This window comes from Herbidospora galbida (assembly GCF_005233835.1).
In the GTDB taxonomy this organism is placed as follows: Bacteria; Actinomycetota; Actinomycetes; order Streptosporangiales; family Streptosporangiaceae; genus Herbidospora; species Herbidospora galbida.
Map to the genome: position 1 here is coordinate 85,038 of NZ_SZQA01000003.1, position 20,338 is coordinate 105,375.

At 68.6% G+C, this 20,338-nt stretch carries 23 protein-coding genes; 13 read left to right on the forward strand and 10 right to left on the reverse strand.

The genetic code is table 11. The features are described from left to right. Positions 1–227: 227 nt before the first annotated feature. The gene (locus FDA94_RS05325) at positions 228–908 is read right to left on the reverse strand and encodes an SLATT domain-containing protein (RefSeq protein ID WP_137245897.1); all 681 of its coding nucleotides are present in this window, start codon (positions 906–908) and stop codon (positions 228–230) included. Positions 909–1,319: 411 nt separating this feature from the next. Between FDA94_RS05325 and FDA94_RS05335 the strand changes: the two genes are divergently transcribed. The 6 genes from FDA94_RS05335 (at position 1,320) to FDA94_RS05360 (ending at position 5,667) form a co-directional block, all read left to right on the forward strand. Next, on the forward strand, positions 1,320–1,811 hold the full coding sequence (locus tag FDA94_RS05335) for an SRPBCC family protein (protein WP_137245898.1): 492 nt from the start codon (positions 1,320–1,322) through the stop codon (positions 1,809–1,811). A gap of 109 nt (positions 1,812–1,920) precedes the next feature. Beyond that, positions 1,921–2,703 carry a hypothetical protein gene (locus tag FDA94_RS05340; protein ID WP_137245899.1) on the forward strand — a complete coding sequence of 261 codons (783 nt, stop codon included), beginning with the start codon at positions 1,921–1,923 and terminating at the stop codon, positions 2,701–2,703. Then, on the forward strand, positions 2,693–3,226 hold the full coding sequence (locus FDA94_RS05345) for a DUF6461 domain-containing protein (RefSeq protein ID WP_281286536.1): 534 nt from the start codon (positions 2,693–2,695) through the stop codon (positions 3,224–3,226). The genes FDA94_RS05340 and FDA94_RS05345 overlap by 11 nt, the downstream gene beginning before the upstream one ends. 31 nt (positions 3,227–3,257) lie before the next feature. After that, positions 3,258–4,079 (forward strand): alpha/beta fold hydrolase, encoded by an 822-nt coding sequence (locus tag FDA94_RS05350; RefSeq protein WP_137245901.1) that lies wholly within the window; start codon positions 3,258–3,260, stop codon positions 4,077–4,079. Beyond that, on the forward strand, positions 4,079–5,332 hold the full coding sequence (locus FDA94_RS05355; RefSeq protein ID WP_137245902.1) for a SpoIIE family protein phosphatase: 1,254 nt from the start codon (positions 4,079–4,081) through the stop codon (positions 5,330–5,332). Before FDA94_RS05350 ends, FDA94_RS05355 begins: the two co-directional genes overlap by 1 nt. After that, positions 5,329–5,667 (forward strand): STAS domain-containing protein, encoded by a 339-nt coding sequence (locus FDA94_RS05360; RefSeq protein ID WP_137245903.1) that lies wholly within the window; start codon positions 5,329–5,331, stop codon positions 5,665–5,667. The genes FDA94_RS05355 and FDA94_RS05360 overlap by 4 nt, the downstream gene beginning before the upstream one ends. A gap of 18 nt (positions 5,668–5,685) precedes the next feature. Here the strand turns inward: FDA94_RS05360 and FDA94_RS05365 are convergent, their stop codons facing one another. Further along, entirely contained in the window at positions 5,686–6,501 is an 816-nt protein-coding gene (locus tag FDA94_RS05365) for an SDR family oxidoreductase (protein ID WP_137245904.1), read from the reverse strand. 194 nt (positions 6,502–6,695) lie between these two features. Between FDA94_RS05365 and FDA94_RS05370 the strand changes: the two genes are divergently transcribed. Beyond that, positions 6,696–7,676: an AraC family transcriptional regulator gene (locus FDA94_RS05370; protein ID WP_137245905.1), complete on the forward strand. Its 981-nt coding sequence runs from the start codon at positions 6,696–6,698 to the stop codon at positions 7,674–7,676. Between the two features lie 6 nt (positions 7,677–7,682). On the opposite strand, the gene FDA94_RS05375 is transcribed toward FDA94_RS05370, so the two are convergent. Further along, complete coding sequence (locus tag FDA94_RS05375) at positions 7,683–9,053, reverse strand: extracellular catalytic domain type 1 short-chain-length polyhydroxyalkanoate depolymerase (RefSeq protein WP_137245906.1); 1,371 nt, start codon at positions 9,051–9,053, stop codon at positions 7,683–7,685. A 388-nt stretch (positions 9,054–9,441) separates the two neighbouring features. Between FDA94_RS05375 and FDA94_RS05380 the strand changes: the two genes are divergently transcribed. Both FDA94_RS05380 and FDA94_RS05385 read left to right on the forward strand, forming a co-directional pair. After that, positions 9,442–9,861 carry a cellulose binding domain-containing protein gene (locus tag FDA94_RS05380; protein WP_137245907.1) on the forward strand — a complete coding sequence of 140 codons (420 nt, stop codon included), beginning with the start codon at positions 9,442–9,444 and terminating at the stop codon, positions 9,859–9,861. A 295-nt stretch (positions 9,862–10,156) separates the two neighbouring features. Beyond that, positions 10,157–10,585: an MEKHLA domain-containing protein gene (locus tag FDA94_RS05385; protein WP_212735192.1), complete on the forward strand. Its 429-nt coding sequence runs from the start codon at positions 10,157–10,159 to the stop codon at positions 10,583–10,585. Between the two features lie 351 nt (positions 10,586–10,936). Here the strand turns inward: FDA94_RS05385 and FDA94_RS05390 are convergent, their stop codons facing one another. Both FDA94_RS05390 and FDA94_RS05395 read right to left on the reverse strand, forming a co-directional pair. Next, positions 10,937–11,920 (reverse strand): endonuclease/exonuclease/phosphatase family protein, encoded by a 984-nt coding sequence (locus FDA94_RS05390; RefSeq protein ID WP_246059547.1) that lies wholly within the window; start codon positions 11,918–11,920, stop codon positions 10,937–10,939. Then, the gene (locus FDA94_RS05395; RefSeq protein WP_170990789.1) at positions 11,917–12,459 is read right to left on the reverse strand and encodes a M15 family metallopeptidase; all 543 of its coding nucleotides are present in this window, start codon (positions 12,457–12,459) and stop codon (positions 11,917–11,919) included. Before FDA94_RS05395 ends, FDA94_RS05390 begins: the two co-directional genes overlap by 4 nt. Positions 12,460–12,546: 87 nt before the next feature. On the opposite strand from FDA94_RS05395, the gene FDA94_RS05400 reads away from it, so the two are divergent. Both FDA94_RS05400 and FDA94_RS05405 read left to right on the forward strand, forming a co-directional pair. Further along, positions 12,547–13,218 (forward strand): response regulator transcription factor, encoded by a 672-nt coding sequence (locus FDA94_RS05400; protein WP_137245908.1) that lies wholly within the window; start codon positions 12,547–12,549, stop codon positions 13,216–13,218. Next, positions 13,211–14,350 carry a sensor histidine kinase gene (locus FDA94_RS05405; RefSeq protein WP_137245909.1) on the forward strand — a complete coding sequence of 380 codons (1,140 nt, stop codon included), beginning with the start codon at positions 13,211–13,213 and terminating at the stop codon, positions 14,348–14,350. The genes FDA94_RS05400 and FDA94_RS05405 overlap by 8 nt, the downstream gene beginning before the upstream one ends. A gap of 94 nt (positions 14,351–14,444) precedes the next feature. On the opposite strand, the gene FDA94_RS05410 is transcribed toward FDA94_RS05405, so the two are convergent. From FDA94_RS05410 to FDA94_RS05420, 3 genes are all read right to left on the reverse strand, one after another. Continuing rightward, a complete protein-coding gene (locus FDA94_RS05410; RefSeq protein WP_137245910.1) occupies positions 14,445–14,690 on the reverse strand; it encodes a hypothetical protein in 246 nt (81 codons plus the stop codon). Positions 14,691–14,968: 278 nt separating this feature from the next. Continuing rightward, complete coding sequence (locus FDA94_RS05415; protein WP_170990790.1) at positions 14,969–15,250, reverse strand: restriction system modified-DNA reader domain-containing protein; 282 nt, start codon at positions 15,248–15,250, stop codon at positions 14,969–14,971. Positions 15,251–15,299: 49 nt separating this feature from the next. Continuing rightward, positions 15,300–16,157, reverse strand: a complete 858-nt coding sequence (locus tag FDA94_RS05420; RefSeq protein WP_137245912.1) for an isocitrate lyase/PEP mutase family protein — start codon at positions 16,155–16,157, stop codon at positions 15,300–15,302. A 62-nt stretch (positions 16,158–16,219) separates the two neighbouring features. Between FDA94_RS05420 and FDA94_RS05425 the strand changes: the two genes are divergently transcribed. Beyond that, positions 16,220–16,966 (forward strand): DinB family protein, encoded by a 747-nt coding sequence (locus tag FDA94_RS05425; protein ID WP_137245913.1) that lies wholly within the window; start codon positions 16,220–16,222, stop codon positions 16,964–16,966. On the opposite strand, the gene FDA94_RS05430 is transcribed toward FDA94_RS05425, so the two are convergent. Further along, on the reverse strand, positions 16,943–17,308 hold the full coding sequence (locus FDA94_RS05430; protein ID WP_137245914.1) for a VOC family protein: 366 nt from the start codon (positions 17,306–17,308) through the stop codon (positions 16,943–16,945). The two genes, FDA94_RS05425 and FDA94_RS05430, sit on opposite strands and share 24 nt — an antisense overlap. Before the next feature lie 54 nt (positions 17,309–17,362). On the opposite strand from FDA94_RS05430, the gene FDA94_RS05435 reads away from it, so the two are divergent. Next, positions 17,363–17,983, forward strand: a complete 621-nt coding sequence (locus tag FDA94_RS05435; RefSeq protein WP_137245915.1) for a DUF6461 domain-containing protein — start codon at positions 17,363–17,365, stop codon at positions 17,981–17,983. 49 nt (positions 17,984–18,032) lie between these two features. Here the strand turns inward: FDA94_RS05435 and FDA94_RS05440 are convergent, their stop codons facing one another. Next, entirely contained in the window at positions 18,033–20,273 is a 2,241-nt protein-coding gene (locus FDA94_RS05440; protein ID WP_212735193.1) for an esterase-like activity of phytase family protein, read from the reverse strand. Positions 20,274–20,338 lie beyond the last annotated feature (65 nt).

Below are 20,338 nucleotides of genomic sequence, written 5' to 3' on the forward strand. Positions count from 1 at the left end.
ACTGGCTTCAGCGACATGGTGCTTCCCAAACTTGGTGTCGTAGGTTCGATTCTTCCGGGCACCCACCCGGCCAGCCATTTCCACCTGCTGGCACTGTTCTCCGCGAGGGCGACACAGCCGCAGAGACGCCCAGCCCAGGTCACCCCTCTCCCCATTGGTCTTTACGGGGACTGCGACCCGCACGAGCCGCTCACTCGACGCGCTTGAACTGACGCGACATCCACGATTCAAAGACCATTGACGAACCAAACGCCGAACGGAACGAGAAGCGCGACTGGAACGATCAGGCTCATGTAAGGAAAAGTCACGGCTGCGAAATGCCCTAGCCAGCCGAAGAACCCGCGAACGTGGCGCCAGAAGCCGAATCCGGAGTGGGGTGGTATGGACTGTGTCCTCCTATAATCATGCGCGGTATGATTCTCGGAGGACGTCATCGCCACGTCATACTCATCTTGCAACTTCTGGTATTTTTCGCGCCTGTCTGGACCGGCGTATTCTTTCAAGTTCTCCACCGAGACAGAAATCTGCTGTATTCTCTTATAATTTTCTTCCATCGCCTTCGCCCTCGTTCCGTACCCAACGCCGGAAACGACGAGTGAGATCGATAGAGAAAAAACCGCCAAAGCGACCATCAGGGCGTCGCCGCCCTTGCCGTACATCTCTTTTTCGACGAGCGTTCCGACAGAGGCGATTACCGTCGAAGTCGATAATGCAACAAGAGCAACATTCCAGGCCATATTCGCGTGCGCTAGACGGCGGTAGGCGTTGAGTCGACTCAGGTAGGTAATGTAACTTCTTCTCTCCAGTCGTTCTATCGCCGGTGAGATGTCGTCTGGCGGCCCGGTCACTGGTCTCCCTTGCATTGACCTCTCGACGAAATCACCCGCGATCCTATGGGGCGCGAGCATTGCCCTAGATTAAGTTCACGATCCCGACAAAGTAAATGACCACGTGGCTCATCGACCCGTCGCCTGAGGCGTTCCAGCGGTTCGCGGAGGACTACTACGAGGTGCGCGGTGACCCTCGATGCGATCGGGCACGTCTACGCCCGCCGTCGCCTGACGCAACCGGTGGTCGCCGCGCTGAACGCCGACCTTTTCCTGAGGGGCCTGCCCACGACCTCGCGGCAGCCCCTTGGCGACCGACCTTGCTAGCGCCGATGCCAACGATGACCTTGGACACTCCTGTACAACCTTGGAAACCGATCAAGCCGGGTGTAGACGCCCATGGACGATCTCTAACCGGCTAGGGTTCCGTCCGATAGGAGGCGAGGCTGTTAGCATGCGTCCGTTTCGCCGGAGAACCGGGAGCGCTCCGCCATGAAGTACACCGTCTCTATCGAGATCGCCTTGCCGAGGGAGAGAGTGGCGCAGTTGCTCGCCGACCCGGCACACCTGCCGAAGTGGCTGCGGGGTCTGGTCCTGCACGAGCCCCTGAGTGGCGTGCATGGGCAGGTCGGCACTCAATCGCGGGTCGTGTTCCAAATGGGGCAGCAGAAGATCGAGGCCACCGAGACCATTACGCGCCGAGAGCCGGCAGACCTGCAGGGGATCCCGAATGGGAGTGTCGTTCACTTCGACCGCGAGATTGTCGGCGACGGAATGTGGAGCGCCGTGCGCGAGCGGCTGACCGAAGCCGGTCCGGAGACGACGCTCTGGGAAAGCGAGAGCGAATACCGGTTCAGCGGCTTGCTGATGCGGCTGATAGGGCTTCTGATGCCCAGCGCCTTCCGTAAACAGTCCCTCCAGCATATGCAGGACTTCAAGGCCTTCGCAGAGCAGGGAATGGACGTCCGCGAAGCGAACGACTGAGACTGCCCAGTGGTCGAAATTCGAACCACGCGCTCCGAGCCGGTCGGGCCTGGCATACCGGGTCAGTAGGCTGTGCGTCCCGTGTAGCTCCGTGTTTCGGGAGAATCTCGTGCGCTTATCAGCCTCCACCGCTATCGCTGTTCTCATTGCCACAGGTCTGACCGCCGCGCCGGCCCAAGCCTCCTCGCCGAAGGTCGCGTACGGCTGGGCCTGGCCGGACGGCAAGGGAAAGCTCCGGATCGTGCCGCGCGCGGCCACGCTGTACACGGCGCACTACGGACTCAAGACGTACCGTCTGAAGCCTGTGGCCGGAGCCAAGGAGATTCGGCTCGACTACTCCTCGGCCTCCTTTTATCGGATAACGACCACCTGTGAGGCCAGGGACACGGCCGGCAAATTCGCCATCAGCGCCATGGGGCTCGGCAAGACCAAGTGTGGTCCTGGCGATCTCGCTTTCGTTTTCGACCTCGGCCCCACGCTGGTCCGCGTCGCTTACAACGGCACCAAGGCCGTCAAGATCCATCAGTTCTGGGCCGGCGTCGCGACCGAGAGGCCCAAGGCCGCCTTCGGCACACTGAGGTATCTCGAAGACGGAACTCCGGGGCCCAGCATCAGCGGCATCGTGACCTTCACTCCGGAGGGCGGCCGGCCGATGCGACTCCGGTATGACGGACTGGCCGGGTTCAACCGAATCACTGCCGAATGCGGCTCCGACTGGCTCTCTGACGCGCCGGGCTCGGCGGACGACGAAGGCCTGGGCGCCCATGCCTGCGACGCCCGTCATCTGACCGCGGTTCTCAAGCGCTTGAAGCACCCCGTATTCGTCAAAGTCAAATACGCGCCTTTGGCGGGGGCTATGGGCGAGGTCTGGGAAGTCAGCCGTGAATCCTGAGGAGCTCATCAGCCTCACCTGCTGCCAGGGCCAGACGGTCGACGGCGTCGCCGCGATCCTCGGTGCGGTGGACGATCGGGTGGTCATGCTCGACTGGGATGCCGCCGACGCAGCCGCCTACGAAGTCCACGAGGAGGAGGGGACCCCGTGCACGGCTCTCATCGGGCCACTCGGCGAATGGGTCCTCACCTATGAAATGGATGCCGGTTGGCGGGGAGAGAACCGGCTCACGGAGTTGTCGGCTGACGGAAAAGCGGTGGCTCTGTTCGTCGGCCCGACCGCCTGCACCTTCCAGTACGCCGTCGCGGGCGAGGTCGTCACTCGTCTCGTCTCCTACGGCCCCGCGAGCCGTGAAGGTGCTCGGCCCGACGCCCTCGACGATCTGATGCGTGATCTGGTCTGGGGAGATGACCGCGAATTCGCCTCGGCAGGGCTGACCTTGGCCGAACGTCTCACGGGAGAGCGGTTCGACTGGGATTGGTTCACCAGGAAGCGCCGATTCGTCGTCTACGACCCGGACTGATCAGCCCCGCACGGGCAACCTGGCTGACAGGATGAGCAGGGTGGACATCTCCGGCGTACGCGCCAGGAACAACGTGGTGGTGACCGGCCGGGATGACGGGCCCGTGGTCATGCTCTCCCACGGCTTCGGCTGTGATCAGAACATGTGGCGTCTGATCGCGCCAGATCTGGCCCGCGATTTCCGGGTGGTGCTGTTCGACCACGTCGGAGCCGGCCGGTCCGATCTGTCGGCCTGGCGGCGGGAGCGGTACGCCTCCCTGGACGGTTACGCCGACGACGTGCTGGAGATCTGCCGGGAGCTGGACCTGTCGCGGGTGGTGTTCGTCGGGCACTCGGTCAGCGCCATGATCGGCGTGCTGGCCGCCATCCGGGAACCCAACCGCTTCGCCCAGCTGATCCTGCTCGCGCCCTCCCCGCGCTACATCGACGACGACGGCTACCGCGGCGGGTTCAGCCACGCCGACATCGACGAGCTGCTGCAGTCGCTGGAGAGCAACTATCTCGGCTGGTCGGCGGCGATGGCGCCGGTGATCATGGGCAATCCCGACCGGCCCGAACTGGGGGAGGAGCTGACCAACAGCTTCTGCCGGACCGATCCGGACATCGCCCGGGTGTTCGCCCGTGCCACGTTCCTGTCGGACAACCGCGACGACCTGGCCCGGGTGCGGGTGCCGACGCTGGTGCTCGACTGCCGCCACGATGCCATCGCGCCGCCTGAGGTCGGTGACTTCGTCCACGCGCAGATTCCCGGAAGCGCCCGCCGCACGCTGGCCGCCACCGGGCACTGCCCGCAGCTCAGCGCTCCGCAAGCGACCTTGGAGGCGATCGCCGCCTTCGCCTCCACCGCCCGATGATGAGCGACACCGGGCAGGAGCGGGAACCCTCTGAGCCCGGTGACCGGCGGCAGCAGGCCACCTTCGGTGAGCTGCTCGAAGACAGCGCCGAGGACTTGTATGAGAACGCTCCGTGCGGCTACCTGTCCACTCTCTTGGACGGGCAGATCGCCAAGGTCAACACCACCCTGCTGAAGTGGCTCGGCTATCGCAGAGACGAACTGGTGGGCCGACGCTCCTTCTCCGACCTGCTCACCATCGGCGGACGCATCTACCACGAGACGCATTTCGCGCCGCTGCTCAGCATGCAGGGCGAGATCGGCGGTGTGGCGCTGGAGCTGCGCGCGGCCGACGGGACCCGGTTGCCGGTCCTGATCACGTCCACCGTCAAGAAGGGCGCCGACGGGCAGCCGCTGCTGATCCGCACCACCGTCTTCGACGCCCGCGACCGGCGGGCCTATGAGCAGGAACTGCTGCGCGCGCGGCAGGAGGCCGAGCGTGAACGCGAACGGCTGCAGGAGGTGCTCAGCATCCTGCAGCGCAGTCTGCTGCCGCCCTCGCTGACGAACGTGCCGGGGCTGCAGACCGCCGCCCACTACCACATCGCCTCCGCCGACCAGGTCGGCGGCGACTTCTACGACCTGTTCCCGCTGGGCCCCGACCGCTGGGGCTTCTTCCTGGGCGACGTGAGCGGCAAGGGCGCCGAGGCAGCCAACATCACCTCGCTGATCCGCCACACGCTGCGCGAGGCCGCCGTGCACGACAGCGATCCGGTCGGGGTTCTGCATCGGCTCAACACGGCCGTCCACGCGCAGTATCGAAGCCACGACCCGCGCTACTGCACAGTGATCTTCGGAGTGCTCACCCGCGACGGCGACGGCTTCACCGTCACCCTGGCCAGCGGCGGCCATCCGCCCGCGCTGCTGCTGCGCGGCGACGGCGGCGCCGCCTACCTGCACACCCCGGGCGGGCTGCTCGTGGGCATCATGGCCGAGGCATCCTTCACCGCGGCGACCGTCCGGCTCGCGCTCGGTGACACGCTGATGCTCTACACCGACGGGCTGACCGAAGCGCGTACCAGCCGTGAAGCCGACCCGATGAGCCTGTACGGCGAGCAGTCCCTGCTCGACTTCGCCACCGGTCTGGCGCCCGCCGACGCCGCCACGGTCATCACCGCCGTGCGGCAGTTGCTGGCCGGCTTCGGTGAGGGCCTGGACGACGACGCCGCCGTCATGGCCCTCAGCATGCCCTTCAGCGGGGGGCACGCCACATGAGCGACATCGAGCTCACGGTGGAGACGACCCCCGCCGGGCCGCTGCTGCGGCTGGCCGGCGAGCTCGACTACATCAGCGCGCCCCAGGTCGTGGAGGCGTTGCAGCACATCACCCTGGAACCCGCCCAACGGCTGATCGTGGACCTGAGCGCGCTGACCTTCTGCGACTCCCGGGGCATCGCCACCCTCATCGCCGCCCGCAACAAGGCCCACGCCGCCGACGCCGAACTCGCCCTGGCGGCGGTCTCCGACCGGCTCATGCACATCATGAACGTGCTGGGGCTCAGCCGGCTCCTGCTGATCTATCCCACCGTCGAGGCGGCGATCGGCCGGTGAGGCCGGGCAGACGTCCACTCAGAACCCGAACTGGTGCCTGATGCCGCCGATGAAGGTGGCGTCGTCGGTGGCGGCGCGGGCGGCGAGCAGGTCGGCGGCGTACGGGCCGGCGGTGTAGCGGAGCCGGTCGGTGCCGTCGGTCACCGCCTGGTAGACGGTCTCGGCGACGACCTCCGGCTCGTCGCCACCGGTGCTCATCTGGCCCTGGGCGGCGAAGAACCCTCCGACGAGCTTCTGGTATCCGGTGAGGTTCTCGTCGTTGGTGAAGTCGAACGAGCGGCCGCCGAAGTCGGTGTTGACGAAGCCGGGCTCGACGATCTTGACGGCCACGCCGATCGCCGCGAGTTCGTAGTGGAGGGCCTCGCTCAGGCCTTCGACGGCGAACTTGGTGCCGTGGTAGAGCGTGCCGAGCGGGAAGGTGACCTTGCCGCCGATGGACGAGATGTTGACGACGGTGCCGCCGCCGTTGGCGCGCAGGTGCGGCAGGACGGCCTTGGTCGTCTCCAGCACGCCCATGACGTTGACGTCGAACTGCCTGCGGATCTTGTCCATCGGGGTCGCCTCCAGCAGGCCGTAGGCGCCGTATCCCGCGTTGTTGAGCAGGACGTCGATCCGGCCGAACCGCTCCAGGCCGGCGTCGACGGCGGCGGTGATCGAGGAGGAGTCCTGCACGTCGAGCCGGGTGACGAGCACGTTGTCGAGTGCGGTGAGCTCGGTCTCGCGCTCGGGGCTGCGCATCGTGGCGACGACGTTCCAGCCCTGCTCGTGGAAGTGCCTGGCGGTCGCCCTGCCGATGCCGCTGGAGCTCCCGGTGATGAGGATCGTGCTGGCCATGATGGTCTCCGTCTCGTGGTCGCGTCCACCGCCTCGGTGGCCGTGTCCCCAACGTTAGGCGCGGCCGCGCGCCAGGGAACTAGCGGAAGACGCCTACCTACTTGCTGTTCGCGCCAACGACAGCTGGCGTCTTCTGCGAGTGGGGTGGCGCCTCCGGCATGTGTACGACCGGCGCGGAGACCTAGCATGGAGGGATGGCGTCAGAGCGTTTCACCCTCGACCCGGGCACGCGTGCGCTCCTGCACGACCTCGGGATCTCCGTCGCCCGGGTGCTGCGGCGGGCCCAGCTGCCGGCCGGGGTCTTCGCGCACGGGCCGGTCACGATGACGCCCGACGAGTACTACCGGTTCTGGGCGGCGATCGACGCCGAGGCGGCCGATCCCGACCTGGCGGCGCGGATCGGGCGCACCCTGTCGGTCGAGGCGTTCAACCCGCCGATCTTCGCGGCGCTGTGCAGTGCGAACCTGCGTACCGCCGCTGAGCGCATCGCGGCGTTCAAGCCGCTCATCGGCCCGGTGCAGCTCGACGTCACGGCCGGCCGCGACGGGCTGACGATCGGATTCCGCTGGCCCGACGGGCCCGCGCCGCCGCAGCTCCTGGTCGCCGGCGAGTTCGCGTTCTGGGTCGCGCTGGCCCGCATCGGCACCCGGAGCGAGGTGCACCCGACCCGGCTCGCGATGCGCGGGGCTCCGCCGCCCTCAGCCGCGACAACCTCCTATTTCGGTACGCCGATCCGCGAGGCCGAGGCCGACAGCCTGACCTTCTCCGCCGACGACGCCGCGCGTCCGTTCCTCACCGAAGACGAGTCCATGTGGACGTTCTTCGCACCGGAACTGCGCCGCCGCCTGTCGGAGATCGAGGCGTCGGCCACCACGGCCGAGCGCGTGCGCGCGGCACTGCACGAGCGCCTGCCGGCCGGCGAGAGCTCGATCAACGCCATCGCCGCCCAGCTCATGCTCAGCCCGCGCACCGTCCAGCGGCAGCTCCAGGCGGAAGGGACCAGCTACCAGGCCGTTCTCAGCGACACCCGGGAGAAGCTGGCCCGGCGCTACCTGGCCGACCGGTCCCTCACCACGTCGCAGATCGCCTACCTGCTCGCCTACGACGACGCCAACTCCTTCTACCGGGCCTTCCGCCGCTGGACCGGCCTCACCCCCGAGGCCGCCCGCACCTGAGGATCGTCAGGCTCGGGTCCACTTCTGGTTGGTGCCGCCGTGGCAGGCCCAGATGTGGATCCTGGAGCCGTTGGCGGTGCCGTAGTTGGACACGTCGAGGCACTTGTTCGCCCCGAGGGCGGTGATGGTGCCGTCGGAGTTGAGCCGCCACTTCTGGTTGTTCTGGCCGTTGCAGTCCCAGATGATCACCGCGCTGCCGTCGGCCGTGCCCCCGCCGTTCACGTCGAGGCACTTGCCGCCGTACACGCGCAGCTCACCGGCGGACGTCGTGGTCCACCGCTGGTTGGCCTGGCCGTTGCAGTCCCACAGCTGGATCGTCGCGCCGTTGGCCTGGGAGGCTCCGCTCACGTCCAGGCAGCGGCCCGACGCGACGCCCTTCAGCGCGCCGCTCGTTCCGCCAGAGGGTGACGGGGAGGGCGACGGAGAAGGCGACGGAGAAGAGGTGCCGCCGCCGTCGAGGCCGAGGAAGCTGATGGCGTAGGCGAGCTGGCCGCTCATGGGCAGTTGGTGGCCGACCCCGCTGATGCTGATCCCCTCGATCGTGGCCTGGGTCGAGGTGGTGCCGTACCTGGTCCGGGTCCAGTTCGACTGCGGCTGGTCGGTGAAGGCCGGAGTCTGGCTCAGCCCGTGCAGGTTCGTCCACTGCTTGATCTCTTCACCGAAGTTGTTGTAGTGGAGCGTCGTGTCGGTGGTGCCGTGCCACAGCTGCATCCGAGGCCGGCGGCCGGTGTAGCCGGAGAACATCGCGCGGGCCTGGTCACCCCACTGCTGCGCCGTCTTGATCAGTTGCCCGCCCGAGCACTGGCTGTTCCACAGCGATCCGTTCGTGGTCGCGAAGCACCCCGCCGGGACGCCGGAGAACGCCGAGCCGGCCGCGAACACGTCGGGATACTGGGCGGCCAGCACGTTGGTCATCATCGCGCCCGAGGAGAAGCCGCTGACGACGATCCGGGCCGGATCGACGTTGTAGCGCTGACGCACCCAGGCGACCATCGCCATGACCCCGGTGGAGTCGCCGCCGCCGTCGCGGCGCAGCGCGGCCGAGGTCGACACGTCGAAGCACTTCTCGGTACGGGTGACCTCCGGGATCACGATGATGTACCCGTACCTGTCGGCCGCGGTCACGTAGTCGCGCCCGTTGCCGTTGAAGATGGCCCCGGCCGACCCGCCGCAGTAGTGGGTCAGCACCAGGAGCGCGGGCTGGGCGGCGACCCTGTCCGGCACGTAGAGGTACATGTTGAGGTTCGTGGGGTTGGTGCCGAAATTGGTCACCTGGGTGAGGGCCGCGGCGGAGGCCGACGGTAACCCGACGAGGGCTGCGGCGGAGGCCAGGCACAGGACGAGAGCTGCCAGCACCGCTTCGCGCATGCGTTTCATGCGTCTCCCTTTTGTTTCCGGGCCGACCCGCCGCGTGGTCGTACCGATGCGATCTCGTGCGGACCTCAGCGTAGAAAGCGCTTCCGCGCTGTCAAGTAAGCCTGCTCATCAGGTGTGGTCGGCGGTGGCGTCTTGGTCGGCGTTCGGCCAGGCAGACGGCATGAGTCTCCCCCGTGTGCGGAATGAAAGCTTCATACTCATCGGTGCCGAAGTTGGCAGCCGGAGACCCAGACCGCAGGATAAGCCCGCTTATCGGCCGACCGTTTGAAATATTAATTAATTGCCGTTAATTGAAAAGCTGAAACTTTCAGCATTTATTGACGGTATTCGACGCCGCTCGTACCGTTCGCTCATCGCCCATGCGCGCAATTCCTGACAGGAGAGGCCCATGACAGAACGACGCGTCCGTCGGCGCCTGACCATGTGGCTGGTGGCCGCCCTACTCGGTGCGTTCGCCGTCGTCGCCCCCGCTGACGCCGCCACCACCTGCACGTTGACGTTCAAGGCCAACTGGCGGGGGACCGTCGGCGGGCAGCACAGGTGGCAGATCGACGCGAAGCTGACCAACACCGGCACGACTCCGTCGACCACCTGGGCGGCGGTCATCGACTTCCCCTACTCGGCGGGCGCGGTCATTTATAGGTACTGGAGCACGACAAAGATCTCGGCGTCTGTGTGGCACCCCGTGGCGTGGAACGGCGCCCTTTACCCGAACCAGTCCGCTTACCCCGGCTTTGAGATCGACGTGCCCGTGTCGAATACCTCGCCGCCTCTTCCCACGTCCAGCCAGTGCTCGATCACCTATTGATGAAACGGGCGAGTCCATCGGACTCGCCCGTTTCATGGGCTCTCACGGCGTCACGAGATCAGGACGTCGGCCCGGCCCCGGAGCATGGCGTAGCCGTCGTCCGCATAGGTCAGATCGGCGCTCACGTACGTGCCGTTGCGTTGCAGACGACATCTATGTGATTATTCGCGAATCTCGTGTAATCGATGCCACAGAAATGGATTCATGAATCGTCCACGTTTTTCCGGTGACTCGACCACTCCGGCGAGTGCTCTACCCTCTAGGCAGAGAAATCGGAACGGAGAATGGCTTTCGCGTGAATCCGGACTTCTTCGACCTGCTGAGGAGTTGTCACCTCCGCCTTGTCGGCACGCCGCTCGGCGGGCCTGACGCCACGGCACGATGGCTGTACGAGGACGCGCCCTTCTGCGTGCTCGCGCACGACACGGCCGACGACCCGTGCTTCACCTACGTGAACCGCACCGCCCAGCGCTGCTTCGAGTACGACTGGGCCGAACTCGTCGGCATGCCCTCCCGGCTCTCGGCCGAGCCTGATCGGAGGGAGGACCGCCAGCTGCTCCTCGACGCCGTGCACCGCGACGGCTTCGCCACGGGCTACCGGGGTCTGCGCATCGCCAAGTCGGGCCGCAGGTTCTGGATCGAGGACGTGACGATGTGGAACCTGGTCGACGACGGCCGGCTCGTGGGCCAGGCGGCGACCTACCGGCGCTGGCGAGACGCCTAGAGGCTCGGTTCCAGTCGTCGCGTCTGTATGGCGGCTCGAAGCCGCCTCGGGGAAGATCACCCGGAAATCGGCCGCCGTGGCGTCGGCGATCCAGGCGTCTCGCCTCCGATGCGGTGGCAGCATGGTGCCCAGGAACTGCGCACTCGCCGTCGACGAACAGGGGACCGCCGCGTCGGCGGCCGTCCGAGCACGTCGAACCCGCGCATCAGCACCGGGGCCACTCGTGCGCTCGACACCGTGCGCGACATCCACGGTCGTAGTGGCACGACGCGGCCGAACGCATCGCCCCCACCTGTAGTCCGCCGGTCCTTTCACCGATCCTGGCTGCCCTGGCCTGCCTGCACCGGTGAGTCACCAGCTGAGCACGGCCCCCACCGGCAGGTGGTCGCTGCCGGTGGCGGCCAGCACCCACGATTTCTTCGCCTGTACGCCGCGCACCAGCACCTGGTCGATCCGCACCACCGGGAACGCCGCCGGATAGCTGAAGCCGAAGCCCTCTCCGGCCGTCTCCTGGGCCGAGCGCAGGTGTGTGGTCAGGCCGGTGAACGCGCGGTCGTCGGTCGTGCCGTTGAGGTCGCCGAGCACGACCAGCCGCTCGCTCCCGTCGGCCGCGACGGCTTCGGTGAGGGCTCGCGCGCCCCGGTCGCGGCTGTCGGTCCAGAAGCCGTTCCGGGGGAACACCCGCACGGAGCCCAGGTGGGCGACGTACACCACCAATGGGCCCTTCTCCGTGGTCACGGTGGTGCGCAGGGCCCGGTTCTCGGCCGCCTTGGCGGCGGCCGGGAGGGTGTCGGCCAGCGGTCCGGCATTCAGCTCCAGGTCGACCGGGCGGGTGCCGGTCAGCGGCAGCCTGCTCCACAGGCCGACCGTGCCCTGGACCGTGTGGTGGGGGTAGGCCCCGGCGAGTTCCCGCTCGTAGACGGGCCTGGCCTGCGGGGTGATCTCCTCCAGGGCCAGTACGTGGGCGCCGGAGGCGGCCAGGGCGCGGGCGGTGCCGGTCGGGTCGGCGTTCTCGGCGCCGACGTTGTGGGTGACCACGGCGAGGTCGCCGCCCGGCTGGGACTTGTCGAGGAGCAGGCCGCCGAACAGGCCCAGCCACACGCCGGCCGGGAGCAGCAGGGCCAGCGCCGCGCTCGCGGAGCGGCGGCGCAGCGCGCCGGCCAGCAGCAGCGGGATGAACGCGCCGAACCACGGCAGCGCGGTGTCCACCAGGTTGCCGATGCCGCCGCGGTCGGTGATCCCCGCGTGCAGGAGCATCAGCAGGCCGAGCAGCAGCGCCAGCGCCGTGAGGACAGGTCCGCGTCTCCACGAGATCGCGCGCTCGGTGGTGGTCACTGGTGCATCCTCGGGTCGTGGGTGGGGTCGGCGTACATGGCCGGGCAGCCATGGTCGGCGGCGCGGAGTTCATAGTGCCAAGGCTCGTTGCGGTAGATCTGGCACAGGCCGTAGCCGGCGCCGTGCTCGGCCAGCCACGAGGTGGCGTCGGGCGGGCCGAGGTCGACCGCGTCGCCCACCACGTGACGTGATCTCTTGGCGGTGGCGACCCAGCGGGCGGCCTCCTCTTTCGAGCCGTACTGCGCGACCGCGTCACGGAGCAGCTGGTTCTGGCGCTTCGGGGACCGCCAGCCGCTGTTCACGTAGAAGGCGATCCCGGCGTCCGTGGCCGCCTCGCGCAGGGCGCGCAGGAGGGCGGGGTCGAGGTTGGCCACCCCCGGATATTCGTCGTCGAACACCGTCGCGTCTTCGGGCAGAGCGCCGTCGGCCCACCGGGGGTCGACGGAGGTGGCCGCCATGGGCGCCCGGTCGGCGCAGGCGGCGGGAACCAGTGCAGTGAGGGCCACGACGAGGAGGTGGAGGATCCGGTTTCGAGGCATGCCGCCAGTGAAGGGAAGGCGGTGTTGCCCGTGCGTATGCGGTTTTCGATACGTGGACGATATGCGCCGGTTCGTAGCATCGAGACCGTGCGCGTGCTGATCGTCGAGGACGAACCCTATCTGGCCGAAGCCGTCCGCGACGGGCTGCGGCTGGCGGCGATCGCCGCCGACATCGCGGGCGACGGCGACACCGCCCTGGAACTGCTGGGCGTCAACGACTACGACATCGCCGTCCTCGACCGCGACATCCCGGGGCCGTCGGGCGACGAGATCGCCCGGCACATCGTGGCCTCCGGCAGCGGCCTGCCGATCCTCATGCTCACCGCGGCCGAGCGGCTCGACGACAAGGCCTCCGGGTTCGAACTCGGCGCCGACGACTACCTCACCAAGCCGTTCGAGCTGCGGGAACTCGTGATGCGGCTGAGGGCGCTCGACCGCAGGCGGGCCCGCACCCGGCCGCCGGTACGCGAAGTCGCCGGCCTGCGGGTGGACCCGTTCCGCAGGGAGGTCTACCGCGACGGCCGCTACGTCGCGCTGACCAGGAAGCAGTTCGCCGTGCTCGACGTCCTGGTCGCGGCCGAAGGCGGGGTCGTCAGCGCCGAGGAGCTGCTGGAACGGGCCTGGGACGAGAACGCCGACCCGTTCACCAACGCCGTGCGCATCACCGTCTCGGCGCTGCGCAAGCGGCTCGGCGAACCCCCGATCATCGCCACCGTGCCCGGCGCCGGATATCGGATCGAGGGCGGAGACCGTGGATAGAGCGCCCGGGACGAGCGTCCGCCTCAGGCTCACCCTCAGCTATGCCGGGTTCCTCATGCTCGCCGGCGGCCTGCTGATCGGGGCCGTGTGGATCTTCACCCTGCGCCACCTGCCCGAATACACGAACGTGCCCGGTGGGGTGCTGGTCCGCTCGACCCTCCTGAGCGACTTCGCGTCGGCCACGGGCGCGGTGCTGGTCTTCTTGCTGATCTTCGGCCTGGTCGGCGGCTGGATTCTCGCCGGCCGGATGCTCGCCCCGCTGACCCGCATCACCGACGCCACCCGGCTGGCCACGACCGGCTCGCTCTCCCACCGGATCAGGCTCCCGGGCCCCCACGACGAGTTCCGCGAACTCGCCGACGCCTTCGACGGCATGCTCGAACGCCTCGAAGCCCACGTCGCCGAACAGCGGAGGTTCGCGGCCAACGCCTCACACGAGCTGCGCACCCCGCTCGCCGTGTCGAAGGCGCTGCTCGACCTGGCCCGCACCGACCCCGACCACGACCCCGGCGAGGTCATCGAACGCCTGCACGCCGTCAACACCCGGGCGATCGAGCTCACCGAGGCGCTGCTGCTGCTCAGCCGGGCCGACCAGAGGTCGTTCACCCGGGAACGGGTCGACCTGTCGCTCCTGGCGGAGGAGGCCGCCGAGACGCTCCTCCCGCTGGCGGAGAAGCGCGGCGTCACCGTCGAGACCTCCGGCGACATCACCCCGGCGGTCGGATCGCCGCCGCTGCTGCTGCAGCTGACCACGAACCTCGTGCAGAACGCGATCGTCCACAACCTGCCCGACCAGGGCGCCGTGTGGGTCAGCACCAGCGTCCGCCCCCGGAGCGTGGTGCTGGCCGTCGAGAACACCGGCCAGGTGCTCACCCCGCAACGGATCGCCACGCTCACCGAGCCGTTCCAGCGCGGCACCGAGCGGATCCACGCCGACCACGCGGGCGTCGGCCTCGGCCTGGCGATCGTCAAGACCATCACCCACGCCCACGACGGAACCCTCACCCTCAGCCCGCGCGCCGCCGGCGGGATCCGCATCACGGTGGAGCTGCCTGCGGCGGTCACGACCACATCAGAGGAAGAATCGATGATGGCCGGTTCTCGCTCGGCGGCTGTCGCCCCAAGCCCATGACACTGATGAGGCCCTCCCGGCAGGCTCCATGTCGCTGCTGGACGCGGCGAAGCCGGGGAGCGGCGGGGTGGTTCGCGCGCTGCGGGTTGGTGGGTCACGATGACGGCTGGGAAAGATAGGCGGCCACCGCGAGGCAGACGACGATGACGCCCGCGAAGGTGGAGCCGCCGGTGAGAATGGCCAGCGCTATGGGAAGGCCGCCCATCCAGGCAAGGATGCCGGCTGCAGTGCCGAGGATGACAGCGGTCAGGAGGATGATAGCCAGCCACAGCAGGCGGGTGTGGTTCTGTGTACGCACGGCGTTCCGATCGATCATCACGCGGGCCGGAAGCTGAAGCACGGCTCGCGGGCTGAGGTCGTTGGGAGGGCACCTCGACAGGCCCACGCCCTGGGATTGGCACTAGGGCGGCGGCCTTGTCACGCTGCCGATGGCTGATCACGACCATGAGAAGGGTGTCAGTCCGTGAGCCCGGGAACTTGCCGACCCACGCTCCTGCTCCTCCTCGGCGAGCTCTCGCAGCTCGCCTCACGAGGAGGTGCCGCTCCAATCGAGGTCGCTCCTACCGTGTTCCGGACGGCGACCTCCGCAATCAGCCCTGGCCGCCGATCACGGAGCTGCTATCTGCCGTCGTCTTCCAGCTCGTCCCGGAGCTCGTCCAGCGTGCGCCCGTCGGGCACTCGCCACAGCACCCAGCCGTTGGCAGGCGTGCCGGTCACCGCACTGGCAGCCTTGGAGGGGGAGGAGTAAGCCCTGCTCTTGCCCTCCACCGTGATCGAGCCGTTGGCGAGGACCGTCGCGTTGGCGGACCGGTTGGCCCTTGTCTGCACAAGGCGGAGCCGTGTGCCCGGCTCAAGCAGGCCGCTGGTCAGCAGCCCAGCGAGCGGGCCGATAGGGGTCACGGGGGGTTCCTGAATGGGCGCGCCCGTCTCGGCGAGGGAGATGCTGATTTCAATGGGACCAGCGTCTGATGCGGTGAGCCGAGAGATGACCTCTGGGTCGATGTGAAGGGTCGAAGGTGATGGCCGGCCGGGCTCGGCCGGTGTCAGCCAGGCCGCGCAGGTAGTCGCGCATCCCCGCCGCCGCCGCGAACCCCGCTCCCAGCGAGAAGATCGCCAGTGCGTACCCCATCTCCGCCAGCTCCCGCGCCGCCAGTTGCGGGGTGCGCCCGCCCTCGATCTGGTTGCTCAGGACCGGGACCACCCCCCGGAAGGCGTCGCAGATTCGCCGCATCTCCTCCTCGGTCTCCGGGGACTCGATGAACAGCAGGTCGGCGCCCGCCTCGTGGTAGGCCATGCCGCGGTCGATCGCCTCGTCGAGGCCCAAGGTGGTGCGGGCGTCGGTGCGGGCGATGATCACGAAGTCGGGGTCGCGGCGGGCGTCGACGGCCGCTCTGATCTTCTGGACCATCTCGTCCCGGGCGACGACGTGGCGGCCCAGCATGTGGCCGCAGCGCTTGGGGAAGGTCTGGTCCTCGATGTGCAGGGCCGCCGCGCCCGCCCGCTCGTACGCCCGGACCGTCCGGCGGACGTTGAGGGGGTTGCCGTAGCCGGTGTCGGCGTCGGCGATCAGCGGCAGGCCGGAGACCTCGGCGAACATGGCCACCCTGGCCTCCATCTGGGTGGACGTCAGGTATCCCACGTCGGGCTGGCCCAGCACGCTGGCCGAGGTCTGGAAGCCGCTCAGGTAGATCGCCCGGAAGCCCAGCTCGCGCACCAGGCGGGCGCCGGTGCCGTCGTACGCGCCCGGAGCGACCAGGATCTCCGGCGCGGCCAGCAGTTCCCGCAGCCGGGTGGTGTGGTTCGCCATGATCTGCCCCCTCAGACAGGAAACGTCCCCTCTTTCCGTCCCTACCCGGGGACAATGGCGCGATGGAGTACGTCCACACCCGGGAGTTCCGCGGCGCGGTCTTCAGGCAGTCCGATCTCACCGGGGCGATCTTCCGTGAATGCGACCTGACCGGCGTGCGGATCGCCGGTTCCCAGGTGGCCGACCTGCGGATCACCGGCTTCGACGGGGAGACCGGCACGGTCGTCGTCGACGACGTCGACGTCACCGCCTATGTGGCGGCCGAGCTCGATCGGCGCCATCCGGAGCGGGTCCAGTCGAGGGACGTCCGGACCGCCGACGACCACCGCCGGATGCTGGACACCGTCGAGCGCCTGTGGACGCAGACCCGTGAGCGGGCCGAGCGGCTGCCCGAGGCGGTGCGGCACGAGCGGGTCGACGACGAGTGGTCGTTCGCCGAGACGCTGCGGCATCTCGTCTTCGCCGTCGACACGTGGGTCGGGCGCATGATCCTCGGCGAGACGGCGTCGTACCACCGGCTCGGCCTGCCCCCGACCGACGTCGCCGCCACCGAGATCGAGGCCTCCTACGACGAGGTGGTTCGGCTGTACGCCGACCGCGGCGCGAAGCTGCGCGGGGTCGTCGAGGCGCTCACCGACGACGACCTCGACCAGGTCCGCACCGGCGAGCTGATTCCCGAGTGGGGCGTGGAGTCGCACTCGGTGGCGCACTGTCTCCGGGTGGTGCTGCGCGAGCACGTCGAGCACCGCCGGTTCGCCGAGCGCGATCTCGCGCGGCTGGCCGCGTCAGGTCACGCGCCGGCGGAGTAGGCAGAACTCGTTGCCCTCGGGGTCGGCCAGGACGTGCCAGGTCTCCTCGCCCGTCTGGCCGACGTCGGCCGGCTTGGCGCCGAGGGCCAGCAGGCGCTCCAGTTCGGCGTCCTGGTCGCGGTCGGTGGGGCTCACGTCGATGTGCAGCGGCAGCTTGCCGGACTTCGGGTCGTCGCTCGAACTGAGGACGAGCACCGGCCGGTGGCCCTCGTCGCCGGGGCCGATCTCGATGAAGCCCTCCTCGCGCCCGAGGACCTCGTAGCCGAGCACTTCACACCAGAACGCGGCCAGCCGCTCGGGGTCGCGACAGTCGATCACCAGTTCACTGATTCGGCACGCCATGGGGCCGGTGCTACCCGGTGATCTTTGTCGTACGCGTCTGAGAAGGTGCCCGACATGACCGATGTCTACCACCACTACCGGAAACTCCTCGGCGGCAGCTGGATGGAGGTGGCGATCTGCTGGACGGTCGTCGTCCCCCACGACGAGAAACCACTGACCCTCACCGAGATCGGCGAACGCGTCAGCGGCGGCGAGGGCTACCACGCGTACGGGCCGGAGGTGTTCGAGGACGGCGAGGAGTGTCTCGAATACTTCGACGACTTCGAGTGGGCCATGCTGGTGGACCACTCGGGGCCGGTGGCCAAGATCTTCGAATACAACGGGTTCAAGGGCGTCTACGATCCGGTCCTGCCCCGGTTGAGCGCCGGCGGGCGGGCCTACAGCGCCTACTGGAACGTCAACGGCAACAACCGGCTCAGCTTCGCGGCCGACGGAGAGATGGTGCTGTCGTTCGACGCCATGTTCGTCGAAGAGTCGCGGCCGGACCTGGCGCGGTGGCCCGAACTGCTGACTCAGCTGCCCCATTTCGACTGGGAGAAGGGGGAGAGCTGGCGGGCCGCGATGCTGGCGGCGATCGACCTGGCCACCGGAGCCCGGCTGACGAAGGAGTGGATCGGAGCGGGATGGTCGTTCCTGACCTCTCCGGAGACCACCCTGGACCTGTCGGAAGACTAGAAAGCCCAGGCCGGGCAGCCGGCCGGCCTGGGCTCCTCTCGGAAGGACGTCAGCCGCGCAGGCCCGGCACGTCGATGACGATCACTTCGGTGTCGTCGGCGCGGCCCGGGATGCGGCCGTCGTTGCCGGGGAAGTTGTTGTCGTTGGCCACGACCACGCGGTCGCCCGACAGGGGCAGGACCGACTCGACCGACTGGAGCGGGAAGGAGAACAGGTCTCCGACGCCGTACTCGTTGGGGCGGGCCGGGGTGGAGACGCCCTTCGGGTCGGCGATGCGCATCAGGTCGACGGCGGTGCGGCGGGGCAGCACGCCGTTCGCGTCGGCCTTGCCGAGGTCGGTGACGACCAGCTTCTTGACGAACGAGGTCTGGCCCATGCCGTTGTCGCGCTCGATCAGCAGCAGGCGCTTGCCGTCGAGGACCTGGGCGTCGCCCACGAACAGGGTCGGGTCGTCGACGCGGAAGGTCCAGGTCTTGCCGGTGTAGGCGCCGGCGCGGACGTCGAACTCGTACACGACGCGACGACGCTGGTCGGGGTCGGCGGTCTTGGCGCGTTCGAGGATCGGGTAGAGGGTGTAGCCGTCCTCGCTGGCGGCCATGGCCTCGAAGCCGCCGCTGCCGGGCAGCGAGGGGGCCTCGCCGGGGGCGAGCTCGTTCGACTGAGGCGACTTGGTGCCGTCGAACAGGGGGATCGGGGCGCGCAGGACCTTGCCGGTCTTGTCGACGTTCACCAGGTAGGGGCCGAACTCGTCGCCGATCCACAGGGTGCCGTTCGCGTCCCACTGCAGCGACTCGATGTCGAAGTCGGCGCCGGTCAGCAGCCGCTCGGGTGTGTTGCCGTTGACGATCGGGAACGGCACCTTGCGGTCGGGGTCGCGGAAGCTGATGTGGCTCTTGACCTCGATCTCACCCGACTTGTAGTCGGGCTCGATGTAGTAGGCGCGCAGCAGGAAGTCGGGCGAGTTGTCCTTGGACCCGAAGCCGTTGTCGGGCATGCCGAGCAGGCGGTTGGCGTTCTTCGAGCCGCGCGTGTGCGGGATGACCGCCGAGAAGCCGGGGATCGGCTGGCCGGGGAACGGCGGGGTGATGCCGTTGACCGGGGTCTTCGGCATGAAGTTGCCGGAGATCGGGCCGGGCTGGTAGTCGGTCGCCGACAGGATCGCGCGGTCGCGCAGCGTGGCCTCGTCGGGCACGTTGACGCTCAGCTCGTAGAGGCGGGTGATCTGCGACGCGCTGTTGTTGTCGTCGGAGATCAGGTAGAGCAGGCGGGTGTCGTCGTCGAGACGGTCGCCGAGCGCCATGCCCTCGATGTTGTCGAGCAGCGGGTTCGGCTGGGGCTGCTTGGTGGTCGCGCCCGACGGGGGGCAGTCGACGAGGTCGGCCAGCAGCTTCTTGCCGAGCCAGGCGCGCGGGTCGGTCAGGGTCGACAGCGAGGCGACGCCCGAGACGTCGGGGGCGCCGGTGGCGGTGACCCGGTAGACGCGCACGGTGTTGCCGACGCCGGTGGTGAAGCCGCGCTCCATCGCGAGGAACTGGTCGTCGCCGAGCGCCACCAGTTCGACCAGCCCGAGGTTGGGGTCGGTCTTGTAGGCGTACTGCGCGGCCGGCGTGTAGTCGCCGCCGGGCGTGCCGGTGTAGCGCAGGATCCGCTGGCGGCCCGCGCCCGACGCCTCACGGCCGTCGGTGAGCAGGGGGCCTTCCATGCCGGCGTACAGGGACGTGCCGTCGGGTGAGGTGGTGAGCGCCTCGAAGGCCAGGTTGACCGGCGACTCGCCCGCAGGGGTGATCCGGAACCGGGCCGGGACCTCGAACGAGGCGGTCTGCACGCCGTCGGACAGCCGGAAGCGGCGGATCGACGGCTCGGTCTCGGAGCTCGCCAGGACGGTGTGGCCGTGAGGCTCGACGACGAGCCCTTCGCCGTCGAAGTCGGTGCCGTTGTAGGCGGTGCCGTCGGGCCGCTTCAGCGTCGTCATGCCGACGACCTGGGTGTCGTCGCCGGAGAGGGCGAGGTCGTAGACCCGGGCGGGGACGGTGCCCGTGTTGTCGGACAGCGCCAGGGCCCGGTCGTCGCCGAGCAGCGCGATGGCGGACAGGCCCCCGACGGGGGTGCCACCGAACGTCTTCTTGTCCAGGCTGTCGGTGAAGCCGCGCAGGCCCACGTCGGCCGAGCAGGGGGCGCCGAGGTTCACATCATTGGACGTCGCCGCGCCGGCTGCCGGGACCGTCACGCCGAGCATGGCGATGACCGCCGCGGCGGCGAGGGCGGGGGCGGGCCACCTTGTGCTGGGCACAAGTACCTCCGAAATTTCGTGATGCGGGGTGAGACACCCGCTGGGGATGAGCGAAGTCCCCGCAG

Bases quoted from the DNA above. Each gene is read 5' to 3' on its own strand.
- FDA94_RS05325 (WP_137245897.1), bottom strand. From the start codon at position 908: ATGCTCGCGCCCCATAGGATCGCGGGTGATTTCGTCGAGAGGTCAATG.
- FDA94_RS05335 (WP_137245898.1), top strand. From the start codon at position 1,320: ATGAAGTACACCGTCTCTATCGAGATCGCCTTGCCGAGGGAGAGAGTG.
- FDA94_RS05350 (WP_137245901.1), top strand. From the start codon at position 3,258: ATGAGCAGGGTGGACATCTCCGGCGTACGCGCCAGGAACAACGTGGTG.
- FDA94_RS05355 (WP_137245902.1), top strand. From the start codon at position 4,079: ATGAGCGACACCGGGCAGGAGCGGGAACCCTCTGAGCCCGGTGACCGG.
- FDA94_RS05360 (WP_137245903.1), top strand. From the start codon at position 5,329: ATGAGCGACATCGAGCTCACGGTGGAGACGACCCCCGCCGGGCCGCTG.
- FDA94_RS05365 (WP_137245904.1), bottom strand. From the start codon at position 6,501: ATGGCCAGCACGATCCTCATCACCGGGAGCTCCAGCGGCATCGGCAGG.
- FDA94_RS05370 (WP_137245905.1), top strand. From the start codon at position 6,696: ATGGCGTCAGAGCGTTTCACCCTCGACCCGGGCACGCGTGCGCTCCTG.
- FDA94_RS05375 (WP_137245906.1), bottom strand. From the start codon at position 9,053: ATGAAACGCATGCGCGAAGCGGTGCTGGCAGCTCTCGTCCTGTGCCTG.
- FDA94_RS05380 (WP_137245907.1), top strand. From the start codon at position 9,442: ATGACAGAACGACGCGTCCGTCGGCGCCTGACCATGTGGCTGGTGGCC.
- FDA94_RS05395 (WP_170990789.1), bottom strand. From the start codon at position 12,459: ATGCCTCGAAACCGGATCCTCCACCTCCTCGTCGTGGCCCTCACTGCA.
- FDA94_RS05420 (WP_137245912.1), bottom strand. From the start codon at position 16,157: ATGGCGAACCACACCACCCGGCTGCGGGAACTGCTGGCCGCGCCGGAG.
- FDA94_RS05425 (WP_137245913.1), top strand. From the start codon at position 16,220: ATGGAGTACGTCCACACCCGGGAGTTCCGCGGCGCGGTCTTCAGGCAG.
- FDA94_RS05430 (WP_137245914.1), bottom strand. From the start codon at position 17,308: ATGGCGTGCCGAATCAGTGAACTGGTGATCGACTGTCGCGACCCCGAG.
- FDA94_RS05435 (WP_137245915.1), top strand. From the start codon at position 17,363: ATGACCGATGTCTACCACCACTACCGGAAACTCCTCGGCGGCAGCTGG.